This is a genomic window from Streptomyces sp. SID5469, from assembly GCF_009862865.1.
GTDB classification, from domain to species: Bacteria; Actinomycetota; Actinomycetes; order Streptomycetales; family Streptomycetaceae; genus Streptomyces; species Streptomyces avermitilis.
This window is the reverse complement of sequence record NZ_WWIN01000001.1, coordinates 4,975,033-4,993,038: the sequence shown is the minus strand read 5'-3', so window position 1 is coordinate 4,993,038 and position 18,006 is coordinate 4,975,033. Positions and strand designations below refer to the sequence as shown.

Here is an 18,006-nt window from a genome sequence, read left to right as displayed (position 1 = left end):
TCGGTGAGGCGGGCCGCACACTCAGGTCAGCTCAGGCTCGAGATGGTCGTGCGGACCTTGGAGATGATCTCGTCGGGGATCGGCGCGTACTTGGCGTCGGTCAGCAGCTTCTGACCGTCCTCGCTCGCGATGTAGGTGAGGAAGGACTTGGTGGCGGGCAGGGTGTCCGCCTTGTTGCCCTTCTCGCAGACGATCTCGTAGGTGACCAGGGTGAGCGGGTAGGCGCCCTCCTCGGTCGGCTTGTAGTTCAGGGACAGCGACAGGTCCTTGCCGGTGCCGGCGACCTTGGCGGTCGAGATGGCCTTGGTGGCGTTCTCGACGCTGGCCTTCACCGGGGTGGCGGCGCCCGTCTTCAGGTCGACGGTGCTGATGCCGTCGGCGGCGTACGAGAGCTCGAAGTACGAGATCGCGCCCTCGGTCTGCTTCACCTGCTGGGCCAGGCCGGAGGAGCCCTGCGCGGACTGGCCGCCCTTGGCCTGCCAGGCCTTGCCGCCGGAGTACTTCCAGTCGGAGGGGGCGACGGCCTTCAGGTACTTGGTGAAGTTGTCCGTGGTGCCGGACTCGTCCGAGCGGTGGAACGCCTGGATCTTGGTGCTGGGGAGCTTGGCGCTCGGGTTCAGCTTCGCGATCGCCTCGTCGTCCCACTTCGTGATCTTGCCGTCGAAGATCTTGGCGAGGGTGGCGGCGTCCAGGGTCAGGCTGTCCACGCCGGACAGGTGGAAGCCGATCGCGATCGGGCCGCCGACCATCGGCAGGTCGATGGCCTGGCTGCCGCCGCAGGCCTTCTTGGAGGCCGTGACCTCTTCGGGCTTCAGCGGCGAGTCCGAACCGGCGAACGCCGTCTGGCCCTGGGTGAACGCGGTGACACCGGCACCCGAACCCGTCGGGTTGTAGTTGATCTGCACGCCCTTGCAGCTCGCGGTGTACGCCTTGACCCACGCGTCGATCGCGTTCTTCTGCGCGGACGAGCCGGAGGCCTGGAGCTGGCCCTTGGCGTTGTCGCACTTGATGGCGCTGTTGGACGACGTCGTGGCGTCGGTGTTGCTCTTGCCGGTGTCGTCAGAGCCGCACGCCGTGAGGGCCAGGGCGCCGGAGACGGCGAGAGCACCGAGGGTGAGGGCCCGCCGGTTCATGCGCTGAAGCTTCACTTTCGGGAGTTCCTTCCAGGAGCCGCCGACTGGTGGCGGCGTGCGAAGTCTGTGTAATGCGGAGGCGACATTCAGGTCGCCGTCCCGCACCGCGTAAGGCCGAAATTAGGCAGAAGAGGTGAAGCCGCCGATGGCCGAGAGTGAACGGAAGGTGAACCCCTGCGGACGGTGTGGTTAGGTCACGGAACGGTTGCGTCCCATGGGGTGCGCCGGGGTGGGGGCGGGGGTGTGGGCCTCAGGCCAGGTGCAGCGCGCTGAGCAGGGCGTCCACCAGATCGCGGTCCCTCGGCCGGGTGAGTCGATGGCGGGCCGCGGTGGGGGAGAGCCAGAGGATGCGGTCGATCTCGCGGTTGGAGGTGAAGGTGCCCGCGCCGGCCTCGGCCGCCCAGTAGCCGACCTCTTTGAGGCGGCCGTTCACCTGATACCGGAGGGTGGGCAGGCGAGCGCCGGGGGTGCAGGTGCGGCCCGTCTCCTCCGCCACCTCGCGCACCGCGCCGGACAGCGGGTCCTCGCCGCGTTTGAGTTTCCCCTTGGGGTGGGACCAGTCGTCGTACTTCGGCCGGTGGACCAGGCAGATCTCCAGCTTGCCGTCGACGGGCGAGCGGCGCCACAGAACGCAGCCGGCCGCGCGGATGATGTCGTCGGTCACGGGGTGCCCACCGCCTCCCGGTTCATGGCGTGCCCATTGCCGTTACTGCCGTTGCTGCCTTTTCGGTCATGGCGTGCCCACCGCCTCCTTCTGCCAGGACTGCTGGAAGGCGAAGCGGGCGGCCTCCACCTCGTGGCGCTGGTCGGCGTGCAGGACGCCGAGGGCGTACGCCGTCGCCGGGGCGATGCGCGGGGTACGGGCCGCCGAGGAGGCGGCCGCCGCGGCCTCCGCCGCGTCCCGGTGCCGGTTCAGGGCCTGGCCCGCGGACCTCAGCCGGACGTCGACGCGGGCTCCCCCGAGCTCCCGGCCCCGCTCGGGCAGGGCGGTGTCCTCCTCCCCGTACAGGGCCTCGCGGGCGTAGCGGTGCAGGCGCAGCAGCAGCCGGACCTGGTGCCAGGGGGCGTCCTGGGGATGCGGGGCGGTGTCGGGGGAGAGGCCGTGGATCAGGGCCTCCGCGTTGTAGGGGTGGCCCGCGGTGACCAGGGGCAGGGCGCTCACGGCGTCGCACAGGCGCTCGTCGGCCGCCGCGGCGAACGGGCGCGGGTCGGCGGTGGCCGCGGCGGGGGTGAGCGGGACCTCGCTGGCCAGTACGGCGACGCTGTCGGCGACCGCGTGGAAGCGGGAGGAGCCGAGGGCCTGGAGGGCGGCGGAGTGGGCCCGGGTGCGGGCGAGGGTGAGCTGGCGGTCCAGCAGGGCGCCCGCCTTGGCCGCGCCCACCGTCAGGTTGCCGCGGTCCGGGGAGGTCTGGGCGCGCGGGGCGGGGCCGGCCGATGGCGTGGGGAACGCCGCCGAGCCCGACAGGCGGTGCAGGGCCAGCAGCAGCCGCTCCAGCCGGGCCGCGTACGCGTGCTCCCGGGCCAAGGTGCCCGACAGCCAGGCGAGTTCGGGGCGCATGGCCTCCGACCAGTCCGTGTCCAGCAGCGGGCGGAACGTGTGGAGCGTGCCGCTGATGCGGCGGGCCGAGCGGCGCAGGGCGCGCGCCGCGTCGACGGAGTCCTCCGAGCCGCTCACCGCGCCGGTCTCCCGGTGCTGGCGCAGTGAGCGGAGGAACTCCGTGGCCTGGGCCCGCAGGTAGCCCGCGAGGGCGTCTCCGGTGGGGGCGGGCCCGGCCGTGGGGTCGGTGGGGGGGTCAAGGTGTCGCTGTGCCACGCCGGCGCCTCCGGGCGTCTATGAGCATCTCCTGGACGTTCCGCAGGGGCTGGCCCTCGGCATCGGTCGCGTGCCGTGTCCACTCGCCGTCCGGGCCCAGATGCCAGGAGGCGGTGGTGTCGGACATCCCGGTTTCCAGGAGCCGGTTGAGGGCGGCCCGGTGGGCGGGGTCGGTGACCCTGACGAGGGCCTCGATGCGGCGGTCGAGGTTGCGGTGCATCATGTCGGCGCTGCCGATCCACACCTCGGGCTCGCCGCCGTTGCCGAACGTGAAGACCCGCGAGTGTTCGAGGAAGCGGCCGAGGATGGAGCGCACCCGTATGTTTTCGGACATGCCCGTGACGCCGGGGCGCACCGCGCAGATGCCGCGCACCCACACGTCGACCGGGACGCCGGCCTGGGACGCGCGGTAGAGGGCGTCGATGATGGCCTCGTCCACCATCGAGTTGACCTTGATGCGGACGAACGCGGGCCGTCCGGCCTGGTGGTGCTGGATCTCCTTGTTGATCCGTGAGACCAGGCCGTCGCGCAGGGACTTGGGGGCGACGAGGAGACGGCGGTAGGTCTCGCGGCGTGAGTAGCCCGACAGCCGGTTGAAGAGGTCGGAGAGGTCCGCGCCGACCTGCGGGTCGGCGGTGAGCAGGCCCAGGTCCTCGTACAGCCGGGCGGTCTTGGGGTGGTAGTTGCCCGTGCCGACGTGGCAGTAGCGCCGCAGGGTCTCGCCCTCCTGCCGGACCACCAGCGACAGCTTGCAGTGGGTCTTCAGGCCGACGAGGCCGTATACGACGTGGCAGCCGGACTCCTCCAGCTTCCGCGCCCACTTGATGTTGGCCTGCTCGTCGAAGCGGGCCTTGATCTCGACCAGTACGAGGACCTGCTTGCCCGCCTCGGCGGCCTCGATCAGCGCGTCGACTATCGGCGAGTCGCCCGAGGTCCGGTACAGGGTCTGCTTGATGGCGAGGACGTCGGGGTCGCCCGCCGCCTGCTCCAGGAAGGCCTGGACGGAGGTGGAGAAGCTGTCGTACGGGTGGTGGAGCAGGACGTCGCGCTCGCGCAGGGCGGCGAAGATGTCCGGCGCGGACGCCGACTCGACTTCGGCGAGGTCGCGGTGGGTGCCCGCGATGAACTTGGGGTACTTCAGCTCGGGCCGGTCGAGGGCGCCGATGCCGAAGAGGCCGGTGAGGTCCAGGGGGCCGGGCAGGGGGTAGACCTCCGCCTCGGAGACCTTCAGCTCCCGTACGAGGAGATCGAGGACGTGCCGGTCGATGGACTCCTCGACCTCCAGGCGCACCGGCGGCCCGAAGCGGCGGCGCATGAGCTCCTTCTCCAGGGCCTGGAGCAGGTTCTCGGTGTCGTCCTCCTCGACCTCGAGGTCCTCGTTGCGGGTGAGGCGGAAGGTGTGGTGCTCCAGGACCTCCATGCCCGGGAACAGCTCTTCCAGGTGCGCCGCGATGACGTCCTCGATGGGGACGTAGCGGTCGGGGGACGCCTCCAGGAAGCGGGAGAGCAGCGGCGGGACCTTCACGCGGGCGAAGTGGCGGTGGCCGCTGACCGGGTTGCGCACGACCACGGCGAGGTTCAGGGACAGGCCCGAGATGTACGGGAAGGGGTGCGCGGGGTCGACGGCGAGGGGGGTCAGCACCGGGAAGATCTGGTGCCGGAACAGGGTGAACAGGCGGGCCTGCTCCTTCTCCGTCAGCTCGTTCCAGCGGACCAGGTGGATGCCCTCCTCCGCCAGCGCGGGGGCGACGTCCTCCTGGTAGCAGGCGGCGTGCCGGGCCATCAGCTCGCGGGAGCGGGCCCAGATCATCTCCAGGACCTCGCGGGGCTGGAGACCGGAGGCGGAGCGGGTGGCGACGCCGGTGGCGATGCGGCGCTTCAGTCCCGCCACCCGCACCATGAAGAACTCGTCGAGGTTGCTGGCGAAGATCGCCAGGAAGTTCGCCCGCTCGAGGAGGGGCGTGTTCGGGTCCTCGGCGAGCTCGAGGACGCGCTCGTTGAACGCGAGCCAGCTGCGCTCCCGGTCGAGGAAGCGGCCCTGCGGGAGCTGGACGCCGTCGGCGTCGGTGTCCTCGTACGCGTCGAGGTCGGCATCGAGGTCGGGCTCCAGGTCGGAGACCGCGGCGGCCACGGTGTGCGGGCGGTGCGCGGCGATGGACCCCACGGAGGGCTGCGGGTGCTGGACCTGTGCCTGGACATTTGGCTGGCTCATGGCCCCATTCTTCCGCGCCGGGCGGGGGAAGGGCGCGTCAGAGCGAGCGGGCGGGAGCGCGACGACCTGGCGGCCGGTTCGCTTGCTCTCCCCGTTCACCGGAGGCGGCGAGGGCTCGGGCACGGCGGGGTTCATTGGCCGAGGGTCGCAAGGTCGTCTGAATCGTTGGTTACGGAGACATGACGTGCGGGATAGCGGGGGGCGGCTCCCGGGCGTCCGTGGCACCGGGAGCCCGTGCGGCCGCTGAGCCGGGCCGAGCCGTGCGGTCGCCGAGCCGCGTGGCCGGGAGCGGCGTGGCCGGGTACGCCCCCCACCCCCGTCGGGGGCGTACCCGGACCGGCCCTATGCCGTGCGGCGGCGCAGGAGCCAGAAGGCGGTGGCGGTGGCCGCGGCGGCGAGGGCGAGGAGGAGGCCGGTCTCCATGAACTGGAGGGGCCAGAAGTGGGACCGCGGGTGGTACGTGGCCCAGAAGTCGGTCAGATTGCTGGAGGACTTGCACCTCTGGACGTCGGCGAGGCTGTCGGAGCCGACGCAGGCCGTGTTGTTGCCGATGCGTTCGCCGGTGGTGGTGATGACCCCGTGTTCGAGGTCCAGCGCGCTGCGCGGGAGGTCGAGGGCCGCCCGTCCGGTGGTCGTGACGGTCGGCCACAGGCTCGTCCGGTACCAGTCCAGCGCGTTGTGGAGCACGAGCGTCGCCGCGAGGGCCAGGCCGATGGCAGGCAGCGTCTTTTTGGTGAGCAGCCCGGCGAGCGCGCCCAGGGCGAGGCCCGCGAGGACGTGGGCGACGGCGGCCGGGCCGGTGGAGACGAAGACGTCCGCGTAGTACCAGTCGCCGACGAGGTCCGGGTTGCCGTCCTGGCGGGCCCAGACGTTGAGCAGGACCGCCGCGGCGGTGCCGCTCGCGAGCAGCGCCGCCGGGACGGTGAGCCGGGCGGCGAGCCAGCGCGCCGGTGTGACGGACTGGGTCCAGTCCAGATGGGCGGTGCCGGTCTCCAGCTCGCGGCCGGTCAGCGCGCCGCCCGCCCAGGCGGCGACCGGGAACATCAGGTACGACACGGCGGTGCCGACCGACGCGAGGGTGTCGGCATAGATGCCGTCGGCGGTGATCGCGTGGACCGCCGAGCAGGGCGGCAGTTGGCCGGTGGCGGGCGTGGCGCAGGCGCCGATGCCCGCGCGGGCGTCGTCCCCGATGGCGTACATCCAGATGAGGGCCACGGTGGCGGCGAGCAGCGCGCCGCCCCACAGGACCACCGCCGAGCGGTGCAGACGCAGGACCGTCCATGACAGGCCCCGCACGGGAAGGGTGCTCATGGGGTGGTCACGCTCCTGTTCAGGACGCGGAACGCCACCGCGACGACGACCGCCGTGGCGGCCAGCAGAAGGCCCGTTTCCAGGAGCTGGCGGGGCCAGTACTCGGGGGACGGGAGGTAGTCGCGGGTGAAGCCCACGACATGGTGTTCGGCGAGGCACCGCTTGCTGTCGTAGCAGCCCGGGTCGGGGATCAGGGCGCCGCCCGAGGTGAACGCGCCGCTGTGCACGGAGAGTTCCGCGGGCGGGCTGTAGGGCGTGTTGTGCTGGAAGGGCCAGAGCCGGTTGTGGAGTGCGGTGAGCACGTACTGGGTGCCGGCGGCGACCGCGATCGCCGGCAGCGCGCGGCGCACCAGCAGGCCGATGAGCGCGCCGAGGGCCAGGCCGAGCAGGGGGTGCACGACGGTCGCCGGGCCGATGGCGAAGTAGAGCTCACGGGGGGCGTAGCCGGCCACCAGCAGGCCGTTGTGGGCGGACCACAGGAGCCGGTAGAGGGCCACGAGCAGGCCGGTGCCGGTGGCGATGAGGAGCGCGGGCACGGCGAGCCGCGCGGCCAGCCAGCGCGCCGGGCTCACCGACTGCGTCCAGGCGAGCTGCGCGGTGCCGGTCTCCAGCTCGCGGCCGATGAGCGCGCCGCCCGCGAACAGCGGGACGACGAAGGTGGCGACACTGATCAGGGTGGCGGGCCGGTAGAAGAGGTCGTCGTACGCCTCCTTCGTCGAGTTCAGGCCGCCCGGCACGTAGTACCCGTACGTGTCGAACGCCTGCTGGGCCGCCGTCGCCCCCGGTCCGTACAGCCAGAGCAGCAGTCCCGCGGTGCCGGTCACGAAGGCGAGCCAGATCCACAGTGCGGTGCGGTGCAGGCGCAGGACGGTCCAGACCAGGCCGCGGGGGCCGGGGAGCGTGCGGCGCCGGGGCGTGGCGAGGGTGGTGGCGCTCATGCGGTCACCTCCACGGAGACGGCCGTGCCCGGAGTGATCAGGGCCGGGGCGCCCGGGGCGCGCAGGTGGGCGAGGAGCAGTTCCTCCAGGGACGGTTCCTGGACCTCCCAGCCGCTGTCGACGGGTCCGTCGCGGCGGATCAGCGCGGTCAGGCCGCGGCCGCTGGCCCGGGACTCGACGACCGTGTGCGGGGCGAGGTCGGCGGGCGTTCCGCGGCCGGTCACCAGGGAGTGCGCGGTGAGCAGGTCGTCGATGCCGCCGCCGAGCCGGATGCGGCCGTCGCCCAGGAGCAGCAGGTGGTCGCAGGCGTCGGTGAGTTCGGCGACGATGTGCGAGGACATCAGCACCGTCGTGCCGCGCTCGGCGGCGTCCGCCATCAGCGTGCCCATCATCTCGTGCCGGGCGAGCGGGTCGAGGTCGGCCATCGGCTCGTCGAGCAGCATCAGGTCGGGCCGCTTGCCGAGCGCGAGGGCGAGGGCGACGCGGGTGCGCTGGCCGCCGGAGAGCCGGCGGATCTTCGTCGCGGGGTCGAGCGAGCCCTGTTCGACCAGCGAGGCGGCGTGGGCGGCGTCCCAGCGGCCCGGGTTGAGCTCGGCGCCCAGGCGCAGGGTCTCGGCGATGGTGAGCTGGGGGTGCAGCGGCTTGTCCTGGGAGAGGTAGGCGACGCGGTCGCGGGCTTCGCCGGGAGCCCCGCCGAGGACGGTGAGCGTGCCCGAGGTGGGCCGCAGCAGTCCGGCCGCCAGCGCCAGCAGGGTCGACTTCCCGGCCCCGTTGGGGCCCACCAGTGCGCTGACGCGGCCGGCCGGGAGGCGGAAGGAGCAGTCGTCCAGGGCCGCGGACGGGCGCCTGCCGTACCGCTTGCCGAGCCGGTACGCCTCCAGGGCGACGTCCGCGGTGGTGCGGGTGGAACTCACTGGTCCCCCTTCGGGAAGTGTTCGTCGAGTACGGAGCCGAGGAGTGCGGCGACGTCCTCGCGGTCGAGGCCCGCCGTACGGGCGCGCTGCGCCCAGGCGTCGAGTTCGGTGCGCAGCGGCGAGTCGGCCGGGGCGGCGCCCAGCGTCCGGCGGACGAAGGTGCCGAGGCCGCGGCGTGCCTCCACCAGGCCCTCGCGCTCCAGCTCGCGGTAGGCCTTGAGGACGGTGTTCGGATTGATGGCGGTGGCCTCCACGACCTCGCGGGCCGTGGGCAGCTTGTCGCCGGGTTCGAGCAGGCCCAGGCGCAGGGCCTGCTTGGTCTGCTGGACGATCTGGACGTAGGTGGCGACGCCGGAGCGCCGGTCGATGCGGTACTCGACCACCCGTTCAACCACCCTTTCACTAATTGAGTAGTGAAAGGGTGGTGCAAGACTCGTCGCAAAGTCAAGTCCGTTCGAGTGAACCGATCGCAGGGGCTCGTCCGATGAAGGGGCGTGAGGGAGACGAGAAGCGACGGGGAACTGCTGCGGGCCGCGGCGGACGGGGACCGGCGCGCCTTCGAGGAGCTGTACCGGCGGTACGCGCCCTGGCTGACCGCCCGGCTGCGCGGACGCTGCGCCGACGCGGGCCTCGTGGACGACGTCGTTCAGGAGACGTTCCTCGCGGTGTGGCGCGGCACGGCCCGCTACCGCGAGGACGGGGACGTGGCCGGCTGGCTGTGGCGCGTCGGCTCGCGGCGGCTCATCGACGCGCTGCGCGGCGACGGGGCGCGCGGACGGCTGCGGCAGGCGCTGGCGCGGCTGCGGCACCGAGACGAGGCGTCCGCGGAGGAACGCGTGCTCGCGGGGGTGGAGCACGGGGACCTCGCGGGCGCCCTCGTCCGGCTCTCGCCGGAGCTGCGGGCGGTGCTCCAGGCCACGGTGATCGACGGTCTCACCACCAGGGAAGCGGCCGTCCTGCTCGGCATTCCGCCCGGCACGGTCAAGACACGGGCCCTGCGGGCCCGGAAGCAGCTGCGGGAGGCGCTGGCATGAGGGATACGACCTGGCATGTGCCGGAGGACGACCTCCGGGCTTACGTACAGGGCGAGTTGGCACCGCCCCGGCTCTGGTCCGCCGACACCCACCTCGCCGCGTGCGAGCGGTGCCGGGCGGCGCTGGCCGAGGCCGGCGACCCGGTCGCGCTGGACGCCGCGTGGGAGCGGCTCGACGCCGAGCTGGACGCGCCCCGGCCCGGAATGTTCGAGTCGCTGCTGGTACGGGCGGGCGTGGCCGACCACACCGCGCGGCTGCTGACGGCCACGCCCGTGCTGCGCCGCTCCTGGCTGGGCGCGGTCGCGTTCCTGCTGGTCATGACGGTGGGCATCGTGCTCACCGTGGACTCTCCGGCCCTGTTCCTCGCACTCGCGCCGCTGCTCCCGCTCGCCGGGGTCGCGCTGTCGTACGGCCCCGTGCTCGACCCGACGTACGAGATGGCCGTGGTCGCGCCGCTGCACGGATTCCGGCTGCTGCTGATCCGCACGCTCGCGGTGCTGGCCACCGGCCTCCTCCTGAACGGGCTCGCCACGCTCGCGCTGCCCGGCTACGGACTGCGCGCCCTGGCCTGGCTGCTGCCCGCGCTCGCCCTCACCGGCACCGGGCTCGCGCTGACCCCCCGGCTCGGGCCGGTTCTCGCGCCCGCCCTGACCGGCGGGGCGTGGATCGGGCTGCTGCTGGTCGCGCAGGCGAGGACCCACGAGACGCTCGCGCCGTTCACCATGGCGGGCCAGGGAGCCGCGGCCGTGGTCGCGGCGCTGGCCGCCGGGCTGCTGTACCGGACCCGGGACCGTTTCGACTCCGTCGCCGCGCGCCTGCCGTTCGCGCACCTGCCGGGCGGGGGTGCGGTGTGATGCCCGGCCCGCGCGGTCTCCTTCGCGGATGGCGACCACGGGCGGCCAGGGCGGCCCGGCTGACCGCCGCGGCGGTCCTCACCGGTGCCGCGGCGGCCCTCCTGGTCCTGGACGCGGTGCTCCGCGTCCTCGGCCCGGTCGCCCGGATCGGCCTCGGCGGCACCCGCTCGCACCAGACCTTCGGGGACGACGGGGGCGACTCATGACCACCGGGTCCCCCAGTTCCCTCCCCTGCCCCTCCTGCCCCTCCTGCCCCTCCTGCCCCTCCTCCTTCGACCTCTTTCTCAGGAGTGCCGCGTGACCAGCGCACCCACGGTTTCGGGCTGCGGCCTGACCCTCCGCTACGGCGGTACCGCCGCCCTCGACGACGTGACCGTCCGCCTCCACCCGGGTGTCACCGGGCTGCTCGGGCCCAACGGGGCCGGAAAGACCACCCTGTTGCGGGTCCTGGCCACCGCCGTGCCCGCCGACCGGGGTGCCTTCACCGTGCTCGGCCACGACCCGGGCACCGCGGCCGGACGGCAGGAAGTCCGCCGGGAGCTCGGCTATCTGCCGCAGACCCCCGGCTTCCACCCGGACTTCACCGCCTTCGAGTTCGTCGACTACGTGGCGATCCTCAAGGAGCTGACCGAGCGCGGCACCCGGCACCGGGAGGTGCGGCGCGTGCTCGACGCCGTCGACCTGTCGGACGTACGCGGCAAGCGCATCAAGCGGCTGTCCGGCGGCATGCGGCAGCGCGTCGCCCTGGCCGCCGCGCTGGTCGGCGACCCCGGCTTCCTCGTCCTCGACGAACCGACCGTCGGCCTCGACCCCGAACAGCGCATGCGCTTCCGGGAGCTGATCGCCCAGGCGGGCGAGGGCCGGACCGTGCTGCTGTCCACCCACCAGACCGAGGACGTCGCGATGCTCTGCCACCAGGTGATCGTCATGGCCCGGGGCCGCGTCCGCTTCGAGGGCACCCCGGCCGAGCTGACCGCACGGGCGGCGGGCCATGTGTGGAGCAGCACGGAGCGCGATCCGGGGGCGCGGGCCGGCTGGCGCACGGGCACGGGGTCGTTCCGCAACGTCGGCGACCCGCCCGAGGGCGCCCGGCTTCTCGACCCCACCCTGGAGGACGGCTACCTGCTCGCCCTCGACGGCGAGCCGGCGGAGGTGGCGGCATGAGCACGAGCACGACCCCGAGCGCCCTCAGGGACGCGGACACGGAGGGGGCCGCCCCCGCCATGGACGAACCGGTACGGCCCGACGGGCGCCCCGCGGCCGCCGTCCTCGCCCTCGCCCGCTTCGAGGCGCGCGAACTGCTCCATCACATACCGGTGTTCGTGTTCCTGCCCCTGTACTTCGGCTTCACCGGCTGGCAGCTGTTCGCCGGCGACGCGGCGGGCGACTACCCGATCCTCCAGGACGTCGACCGCGGTACCCAGTCCGGGCCGCTGTTCCTCGCCATCGCCCTGCTCGCCTGCGTCAACCGGACCGTACTGCGCTCCCGGCGGAACGGCACCGACGGCCACTTCGACGTGCTGGTGATGGAGCCGTGGCGGCGCACCCTCGCGCACGCCCTGTCCGTCGTCCCGTACGCCGTCGTCACCGCGCTGGTCGTCGCCTTCGAGTTCAGCTGGGCGGCACTGAAGCCGGGCGCGGTCGGACACGGGTCGGTGGCCGAACTGGCCGTGGGACCGCTCATGGTGCTGCTGACCGGGATCCTCGGGGTGCTGCTCGCCCGGCTGATCCCCTACTCCCTGGCCGTCCCGCTGCTCGTGGTCGGTGCCTTCTTCTTCGCCGTCCTCGTGGCCGCGGGCACGAACGACGGGCACTGGCAGAAGTGGCTGTGGCCGACCGTCTCCGAGACCGGCGCCCCTCCGCTGCCCTCCGATCTGCTGGGCCGCCCGGCCGCCTGGCACGCGCTGTATCTGGTGGGTCTCGCGGGTCTGCTGCTGGGTGCCGCGGTGCTGCTGAGCGGCGGACGGGCCCGCAGGGTGAAGGCGCTGACCGCCCTCGCGCTCGCCGTCACGGTCGCGGGTGCCGCCGGGCAGTCCCCGGGCGACTCGGCGGCCCTGGCCAAGGCCCGTACGACGGCGTCCCGTACGCCGGAGAAGGTCCAGTCGTGTGCCCCGCTCGGCCGGTCGACGTACTGCGCCTTCCCCGAGTGGAGCGGCCAACGTGCCGACTGGGCCGAGGTGGTGGAGCGCGTCCAGTCCCTCGCGGGCGGGGCCGCCGGGGGCGAGCGGCTGACCGTACGGCAGCGGGTCGCGGACATCTCCGATCTGACCAGCGACGCCGCGATCGACCCCGTCCGGACGCCGCGGCAGGTCACCGTCGGCACCGAGTGGGGTGGCAACCAGCGTCTGAAGTTCGCGGTCGCCGTCGCCTCGGTGCTGGTGGCGGGCAACGAGAACGCGACCGTCGAGATGTGCGACGCACGGGTGGTGACCATCATGTGGCTGGCTTTGGGCACGGAGTCCGACCCGGTCTACGCGCTGGGCGACGTCCGCCTCGACGACTCCGTCGAGGGCTCCGCCCTGGCCCTGACCCCGACGGACGGGCTGTCCATGACGCGCGGACAGACCACGGTCGTACGGGAGTTGTTCGAGCGCCCGCGCTACGGCGTCACGGCCCGGGTGAAGACGCACTGGACGGAGCTGACGTCCTCGAAGACGTCGCTCACGAGGGCGGCCGAGCTGCTGGGGGTGGCGGCGCCCAAGGCGACCGGGGACGAGTGTGCGGACGAGTAGCGGGGAGCGGGGGATCGGGGGCGAGTACGCCGTGATCCGCGCGCTGCTCGGTCCCGTGCTGCGTACCCTCCCGTGGCGGGCGCTCGCGGTGGCCGGTGCGCTCGGCCTGGTGTTCGCCGGGCTGCCGCGGCTGTGGCCCTGGGAGAGCCTTCCCCCGCTGCGGGCCGGCGCCCTGTGCCTCGCCCTCGGGCTCGCCTTCCTGCTCGACGACCCGGCCCGGCACACCACCGCCGCGGTGCCGACCCGGCGGCCGGTACGCACCGGGCTGCGCCTGGCAGCTCGTCGCGCCGGTCGCCGCGCTGTGGTGGACGGCCGTACTGCTCCTCGCCCCGGGGCGGCCCCCGGCCGGGCCGGTGACCCTGGAGGCGGCCGCGCTGGCGGCGCTCGCCCTGGCCGGCGCGGCCGCCGCCGTGCGCTGGTCGGACACGGCGGAGCCGGGCGCGGCCACGGCGGCCTGGCTGCTGTTCGCCGCCTGTGCCGGGTTGTTGCTGCTTCCCGGGCGCTGGTCGCTGTACGTCGGCCCGGCCGACCCGCGGTGGCAGGCCGCGCATGTGCGGTGGGCGGCGCTCCTCGCCGTCGGGGTGCTGGTCTGGGCCGCGTCCGGGCCGGAACCCCTGCGGGCACGACGGCTGACCTCCGGTACGCGCCGCCGTCCGCCGCGCTCCGGGAAGTGAACGCCGGTAGGGGAACGAACCGGGGCTGACGGGGGCTGACGGGGGCTGAGCCCGCCTCCGTGCCCGCCGCCGCTCACGACTCCGTTCGGTACATCAGGTCCGTCTCGTGCGTGGCGAAGCCCAGTCGCTCGTACACGCTCACCGCCGCCTTGTTGTCCGCGTCGACGTACAGCATCGCGGTCGGCAGTCCCTGTGCCTCCAGATGGCGTAGTCCGATCGTCGTCAGGGCCTTGCCGAGGCCGCCGCCCTGGGCGCCGGGGCGGACGCCGAGCACGTACACCTCGCCGATGCCCTCCTGCGCGTGCACCTTCGTCCAGTGGAAGCCGATCAGCTCGCCGTCGCGCTCGGCCAGGAAGAAGCCGGCCGGGTCGAACCACGGCTCCGCCTTGCGGTCGTCGAGGTCGCGCTGGGTGAGGGAGCCCTGCTCGGGGTGGTGCGCGAAGGCCGCCGCGTTCACCGCGAGCCAGGCCGCGTCGTCCTGGCCCGGCACGAAGGCGCGCACGGTGACACCGTCCGGCAGCTTCGGCTCGGCCAGGTCGAGCCCGGCCAACGGCCGCCGCATCTGGCGCAGTTCACGGAAGAGGGTCAGCCCGAGCACCTGCGCCAGGTGCCGGGCGGCCGAGTGTCCGCCGTGCGCCCACGCCCGCAGCCGCTTGCCGGTCGCGGCCAGCAGCGCCGTACCCAGCGCCCGCCCGTGTCCGCGCCCGCGGTGCGCGGGGTGCACGACCAGCTCGGCGGCCGGGGCCTCCACCGGGTCGGTGTCCTCCAGCTGCGCGTACCCGACGAGCGTGTCGCCCGCGCTCAGCAGCAGATGCCGTACGCCCTCCCGCTCGCCGCCGCGCAGCTGTAGCCGCCCCTGCTCGGACACCGCCGGCTGCCCGTCGACCCGCGCGGCCTCGTCGAGGAGCGCGAGCACGGCTTCGGCCTGCCCGGGGGAGAGCGCGGCAAGGGTCTCGATGGAACGGCCGGCGCCCGGCCATACGGTGTCGTCGCTGGTCATGCGTACGAGGGTACGGGGAGCAGGGGGCAAAGGGGAGGCAACGGCAACCTGCTTGTAACCACGAACCCCCTGTTGCGCTACGCGCGTTGAATCTAGGCTGCGCGAACCACCGCCTTGGCACAGCCTTTACACAACTCACGCAGGGGGGCCCATGCCGCCGACGTACCGGCACAGACGTATCCACCGCATCCTCTCCACCGCCGCGGGGCTCGCCACCGTCGGCGCGCTGGTCGCCGCGCTGCCCGCGAGCGCCGGCGGCGGCAGGCCCGGCGGCCACGGGCACGGCCTTCCCGGCCGCTACCAGGACGTACAGCTGCTGTCCTTCAACGACCTGCACGGCAACCTGGAGCCGCCGGCCGGTTCTTCGGGGCGGGTCACGGAGCTTCAGGCGGACGGGACGAGCAAGACCGTCGACGCGGGCGGTGTCGAGTACCTCGCCACGCATCTGCGTGAGGCCCGCAAGGGCAAGAAGTACTCGATCACGGCAGGCGCGGGCGACATGGTCGGCGCGTCCCCGCTGATCTCCGGCCTCTTCCACGACGAGCCGACGATCGCCGCGCTGAACAAGCTCGACCTGGACGTGACGAGCGTCGGCAACCACGAGTTCGACGAGGGCGCCAAGGAACTGGCCCGCCTCCAGAACGGCGGCTGTCACCCGAAGGACGGCTGTTACGACGACGACAGCGAGAAGTTCCGGGGCGCCGACTTCCCCTACCTCGCCGCGAACGTCACCGACGAGAAGACCGGCAAGCCGCTCCTCAAGCCCTACTGGGTGTGGAAGAAGAACGGCGTCAAGGTCGGCTTCATCGGCGTGACCCTCGAAGGCACCCCGAACATCGTCTCCGCCGACGGCGTCAAGGGCCTCAAGTTCGGCGACGAGGTCGAGACGATCAACAAGTACGCCAAGGTGCTCCAGAAGCAGGGCGTGAAGTCGATCGTCGCACTGATCCACGAGGGCGGCGCGCCCGCGTCGACGGCGTACAACTACGACTGCGACAGCCCGGGCGCCGGCGACGGCATCTCCGGCCCGATCGTCGACATCGCCAAGAACGTGACCCCGGCGGTGGACGCGCTGGTCACCGGCCACACCCACCAGGCGTACGCGTGCACGATCAACGACCCGGCGGGCAAGCCGCGCATGGTCACCTCGGCGTCCTCCTTCGGCCGCCTCTACACGGACACGACCCTGACGTACGACCGGCGGACCGGCGACATCGCGCGTACGGCGGTGAAGGCCACGAAGTCGGTGAACCGCGTCGTCACCCGTGACGTGACGAAGGCCGCCGACATGACGGCCCTCATCACCAAGTGGAAGACGCTCTCCGCGCCGATCGCCTCCCGGCCCCTCGGCTACATCGCGGGCGAGATCGGCAACACGGGTGCCGAGTCCCCGCTCGGGGACCTGATCGCGGACGCGCAGCTCGCGTACGCCAGGTCCGTCGACCCCGAGGCCGACGTGGCCCTGATGAACCCGGGCGGCATCCGCGCCCCGCTCACCTACGCGGCGAGCGGCGGCGAGGGCGACGGGGTGGTGACGTACGGCGAGGCGTACACGGTCCAGCCGTTCGCCAACACCGTGAACCTGGTGAACCTGACCGGCGCACAGCTGGTCACCGCGCTCCAGCAGCAGGTGAGCGGGTCCAACGAGGCCGCGCCGAAGATCCTCCAGATCTCCGGCGGGCTGACGTACACCCTGGATCTCACCAAGGCGGGCGCCGCGCGCGTGGTCACCGACTCCGTCAAGCTGAACGGCTCGGCGATCGACCCGGCCGCCTCCTACCGCGTCGCGATGAACTCCTTCCTCGCGGGCGGCGGCGACGGCTTCGCGGAGCTCGGCAAGGGCACGAACGTCGTCGTCGGCGGTGACGACCTGGCCGCGCTCGAGGCGTACCTGACGGCCAACTCCTCGGCCGGGACGCCTTATCCGGTGCCGGCGGCGAACCGGATCACGGTCGTGAAGTAGGTCGCATACCTGAGGTAGCGGTTGCGTGTGGGGCCGGTGCGCATGATCGAATGAATCGATGCGTACTCCCCACCGCACAGCGACGCATCCCGATGCGGATTCCGATACGGATTCCGATACGGATCCGTATGCGGATCCCGATACGGATCCGCATACGAATACCCGCCCGAACACCTATACAAATCCCTACGACGAGCTGGGCGCCCTGGACGACGGGCCGTTGGAAGTGTTGCCGCTGGACGAGTTCCTCCGGGTGGAGGAGCCCGAGCCCGTGGAGGACTGGGCTCCGCCCAACCACCGGCGCCGCGGCGCCCGGCGCCGCCGACGTCGCTTCGCCGGGCTGCCGCTCGCGATGAAGGCGGTGGTCGGAGTCCTTGTTCTCGCCGCCTTCCTCACCCTCGCCGACCGCTGGGCACTGCTCTACGCCGAGCAGCGGGCGGCCGGAGCGCTCCAGGACCGGCTCGGTCTGAGCGCGGCGCCCGAGGTCGAGATCGACGGCTTTCCCTTCCTCACCCAACTCGGCGACAGCCGACTGGACTCGGTGAAGCTGACCGTGCCGGACGTGGCGGCCGACCGGGTCTCGCTGGCGAAGGTGTCGGCGACCGCGACGGGCGTACGCATCAACGGCGGCCCGACGTCCCCGCGCGGCGCCCGCATACCCGAGCTGCACGGCGAGGTGCTGCTCGCCTTCGACGACCTCGACCGGGAACTCGGCGCGTCCCAGGTGAGGTTCAGGGGCGAGGGCCGCGACCGGGTGCTGGCGCGCGGCACGCTGCCGGTGGCGGGCCACGACCTGCGGCTGAGGGCGCAGGCCCGGATCGAGCGGGACGGCGCGCGCGGCATCGCGACGCGGATCGGCGGTATGCGCCTGGACATCGGGGACGTGGCCACCTACCGGCCGGGCACCCGCCCCTCCGAGGGCCTGCATCTGAGCCGGCGGTCGGCGGCCCGGCTCGCCCACGAGACGGCGAAGGCGAAGGCGCTGCTGTCGGTCCCGTCGATCGTGCGTGCCCTGCGGGTCCCCGACGCGGCGGTCCGCGCGGCCCTGAGCGACGACACGAAGCTCGCCGAGCTCACCGGCTCGGACCGCTTCGCGCGCCAGGCGATGGGCCTGAACCTGATCGACGTGGCGGCGGCCCACCCGGAGCTGCTGAAGCGCTTCGGTCTTGACCCCGCGCTCCTCGACGGCCTGTCCCGGCTCACCCGCCCGGTCCTCGTCGACCGTCTCTCCTTCGGTTTCCGTCTCCCGCAGCCGGAGCACGGGGACCTGTGGCTGCGGGACGTACGCGTGATGAAGGACGGCATCCGGGTGCGGCTCGTGGGGTCGGGACTGCGCGTCGGCAAGTCCTGACGGGGCGCAAGTCCTGACGGGGCGTGGGTCCTGACGGGACATCGTCCTAAATTCTGTGTGAATACGGGTTCGGTTCC

General features: G+C 72.9%; 17 protein-coding genes. 8 read left to right on the top strand and 9 right to left on the bottom strand.

Features of this window, described 5'->3' with window-relative positions; translation table 11 throughout:
• Positions 1-26: 26 nt before the first annotated feature.
• The 8 genes from pstS to GTY58_RS21200 form a co-directional block, all read right to left on the bottom strand.
• Positions 27-1,148, bottom strand: a complete 1,122-nt coding sequence (pstS, locus tag GTY58_RS21235; RefSeq protein WP_171033172.1) for a phosphate ABC transporter substrate-binding protein PstS — start codon at positions 1,146-1,148, stop codon at positions 27-29.
• A 235-nt stretch (positions 1,149-1,383) separates the two neighbouring features.
• Positions 1,384-1,797 (bottom strand): NUDIX hydrolase, encoded by a 414-nt coding sequence (locus tag GTY58_RS21230; protein ID WP_010985500.1) that lies wholly within the window; start codon positions 1,795-1,797, stop codon positions 1,384-1,386.
• A gap of 66 nt (positions 1,798-1,863) precedes the next feature.
• Positions 1,864-2,946, bottom strand: coding sequence for a CHAD domain-containing protein (locus tag GTY58_RS21225; protein WP_010985499.1), 1,083 nt, complete (start codon positions 2,944-2,946; stop codon positions 1,864-1,866).
• Positions 2,927-5,158 carry an RNA degradosome polyphosphate kinase gene (locus tag GTY58_RS21220; protein WP_037650772.1) on the bottom strand — a complete coding sequence of 744 codons (2,232 nt, stop codon included), beginning with the start codon at positions 5,156-5,158 and terminating at the stop codon, positions 2,927-2,929. Before GTY58_RS21220 ends, GTY58_RS21225 begins: the two co-directional genes overlap by 20 nt.
• Positions 5,159-5,500: 342 nt before the next feature.
• Complete coding sequence (locus GTY58_RS21215) at positions 5,501-6,469, bottom strand: hypothetical protein (protein ID WP_037650773.1); 969 nt, start codon at positions 6,467-6,469, stop codon at positions 5,501-5,503.
• Positions 6,466-7,407: a hypothetical protein gene (locus GTY58_RS21210; RefSeq protein ID WP_010985496.1), complete on the bottom strand. Its 942-nt coding sequence runs from the start codon at positions 7,405-7,407 to the stop codon at positions 6,466-6,468. The genes GTY58_RS21215 and GTY58_RS21210 overlap by 4 nt, the downstream gene beginning before the upstream one ends.
• A complete protein-coding gene (locus tag GTY58_RS21205; protein ID WP_010985495.1) occupies positions 7,404-8,321 on the bottom strand; it encodes an ABC transporter ATP-binding protein in 918 nt (305 codons plus the stop codon). The genes GTY58_RS21210 and GTY58_RS21205 overlap by 4 nt, the downstream gene beginning before the upstream one ends.
• Positions 8,318-8,704, bottom strand: a complete 387-nt coding sequence (locus GTY58_RS21200; protein ID WP_037650776.1) for a GntR family transcriptional regulator — start codon at positions 8,702-8,704, stop codon at positions 8,318-8,320. Before GTY58_RS21200 ends, GTY58_RS21205 begins: the two co-directional genes overlap by 4 nt.
• Before the next feature lie 111 nt (positions 8,705-8,815).
• Here GTY58_RS21200 and GTY58_RS21195 point away from each other — a divergent pair, with 111 nt between their 5' ends.
• From GTY58_RS21195 to GTY58_RS41690, 6 genes are all read left to right on the top strand, one after another.
• Positions 8,816-9,355 (top strand): RNA polymerase sigma factor, encoded by a 540-nt coding sequence (locus GTY58_RS21195; protein ID WP_010985493.1) that lies wholly within the window; start codon positions 8,816-8,818, stop codon positions 9,353-9,355.
• A complete protein-coding gene (locus GTY58_RS21190; RefSeq protein ID WP_010985492.1) occupies positions 9,352-10,209 on the top strand; it encodes a membrane protein in 858 nt (285 codons plus the stop codon). The genes GTY58_RS21195 and GTY58_RS21190 overlap by 4 nt, the downstream gene beginning before the upstream one ends.
• Entirely contained in the window at positions 10,209-10,415 is a 207-nt protein-coding gene (locus GTY58_RS21185) for a hypothetical protein (protein ID WP_010985491.1), read from the top strand. The genes GTY58_RS21190 and GTY58_RS21185 overlap by 1 nt, the downstream gene beginning before the upstream one ends.
• Before the next feature lie 91 nt (positions 10,416-10,506).
• On the top strand, positions 10,507-11,373 hold the full coding sequence (locus GTY58_RS21180; protein ID WP_010985490.1) for an ABC transporter ATP-binding protein: 867 nt from the start codon (positions 10,507-10,509) through the stop codon (positions 11,371-11,373).
• Complete coding sequence (locus tag GTY58_RS21175) at positions 11,370-12,941, top strand: hypothetical protein (RefSeq protein ID WP_010985489.1); 1,572 nt, start codon at positions 11,370-11,372, stop codon at positions 12,939-12,941. The genes GTY58_RS21180 and GTY58_RS21175 overlap by 4 nt, the downstream gene beginning before the upstream one ends.
• Positions 12,942-13,294: 353 nt before the next feature.
• Entirely contained in the window at positions 13,295-13,615 is a 321-nt protein-coding gene (locus tag GTY58_RS41690) for a hypothetical protein (RefSeq protein WP_338058988.1), read from the top strand.
• 73 nt (positions 13,616-13,688) lie between these two features.
• Here GTY58_RS41690 and mshD read toward each other — a convergent pair whose 3' ends face one another.
• Positions 13,689-14,615 (bottom strand): mycothiol synthase, encoded by a 927-nt coding sequence (gene mshD, locus GTY58_RS21165; RefSeq protein ID WP_010985487.1) that lies wholly within the window; start codon positions 14,613-14,615, stop codon positions 13,689-13,691.
• A 151-nt stretch (positions 14,616-14,766) separates the two neighbouring features.
• Between mshD and GTY58_RS21160 the strand changes: the two genes are divergently transcribed.
• Positions 14,767-16,578 (top strand): bifunctional metallophosphatase/5'-nucleotidase, encoded by a 1,812-nt coding sequence (locus GTY58_RS21160; protein WP_010985486.1) that lies wholly within the window; start codon positions 14,767-14,769, stop codon positions 16,576-16,578.
• A 58-nt stretch (positions 16,579-16,636) separates the two neighbouring features.
• The gene (locus GTY58_RS21155) at positions 16,637-17,929 is read left to right on the top strand and encodes a DUF2993 domain-containing protein (RefSeq protein ID WP_078234394.1); all 1,293 of its coding nucleotides are present in this window, start codon (positions 16,637-16,639) and stop codon (positions 17,927-17,929) included.
• The last annotated feature ends 77 nt before the right edge of the window (positions 17,930-18,006 follow it).

What these genes read in the sequence shown, in the direction of transcription:
- GTY58_RS21215 (WP_037650773.1), bottom strand. Translation starts at nt 6,469, where the DNA reads ATGAGCACCCTTCCCGTGCGGGGCCTGTCATGGACGGTCCTGCGTCTG.
- GTY58_RS21210 (WP_010985496.1), bottom strand. Translation starts at nt 7,407, where the DNA reads ATGAGCGCCACCACCCTCGCCACGCCCCGGCGCCGCACGCTCCCCGGC.
- GTY58_RS21185 (WP_010985491.1), top strand. Translation starts at nt 10,209, where the DNA reads ATGCCCGGCCCGCGCGGTCTCCTTCGCGGATGGCGACCACGGGCGGCC.
- GTY58_RS21155 (WP_078234394.1), top strand. Translation starts at nt 16,637, where the DNA reads ATGCGTACTCCCCACCGCACAGCGACGCATCCCGATGCGGATTCCGAT.
- GTY58_RS21220 (WP_037650772.1), bottom strand. Translation starts at nt 5,158, where the DNA reads ATGAGCCAGCCAAATGTCCAGGCACAGGTCCAGCACCCGCAGCCCTCC.
- GTY58_RS21160 (WP_010985486.1), top strand. Translation starts at nt 14,767, where the DNA reads ATGCCGCCGACGTACCGGCACAGACGTATCCACCGCATCCTCTCCACC.
- mshD (WP_010985487.1), bottom strand. Translation starts at nt 14,615, where the DNA reads ATGACCAGCGACGACACCGTATGGCCGGGCGCCGGCCGTTCCATCGAG.
- GTY58_RS21190 (WP_010985492.1), top strand. Translation starts at nt 9,352, where the DNA reads ATGAGGGATACGACCTGGCATGTGCCGGAGGACGACCTCCGGGCTTAC.
- GTY58_RS21175 (WP_010985489.1), top strand. Translation starts at nt 11,370, where the DNA reads ATGAGCACGAGCACGACCCCGAGCGCCCTCAGGGACGCGGACACGGAG.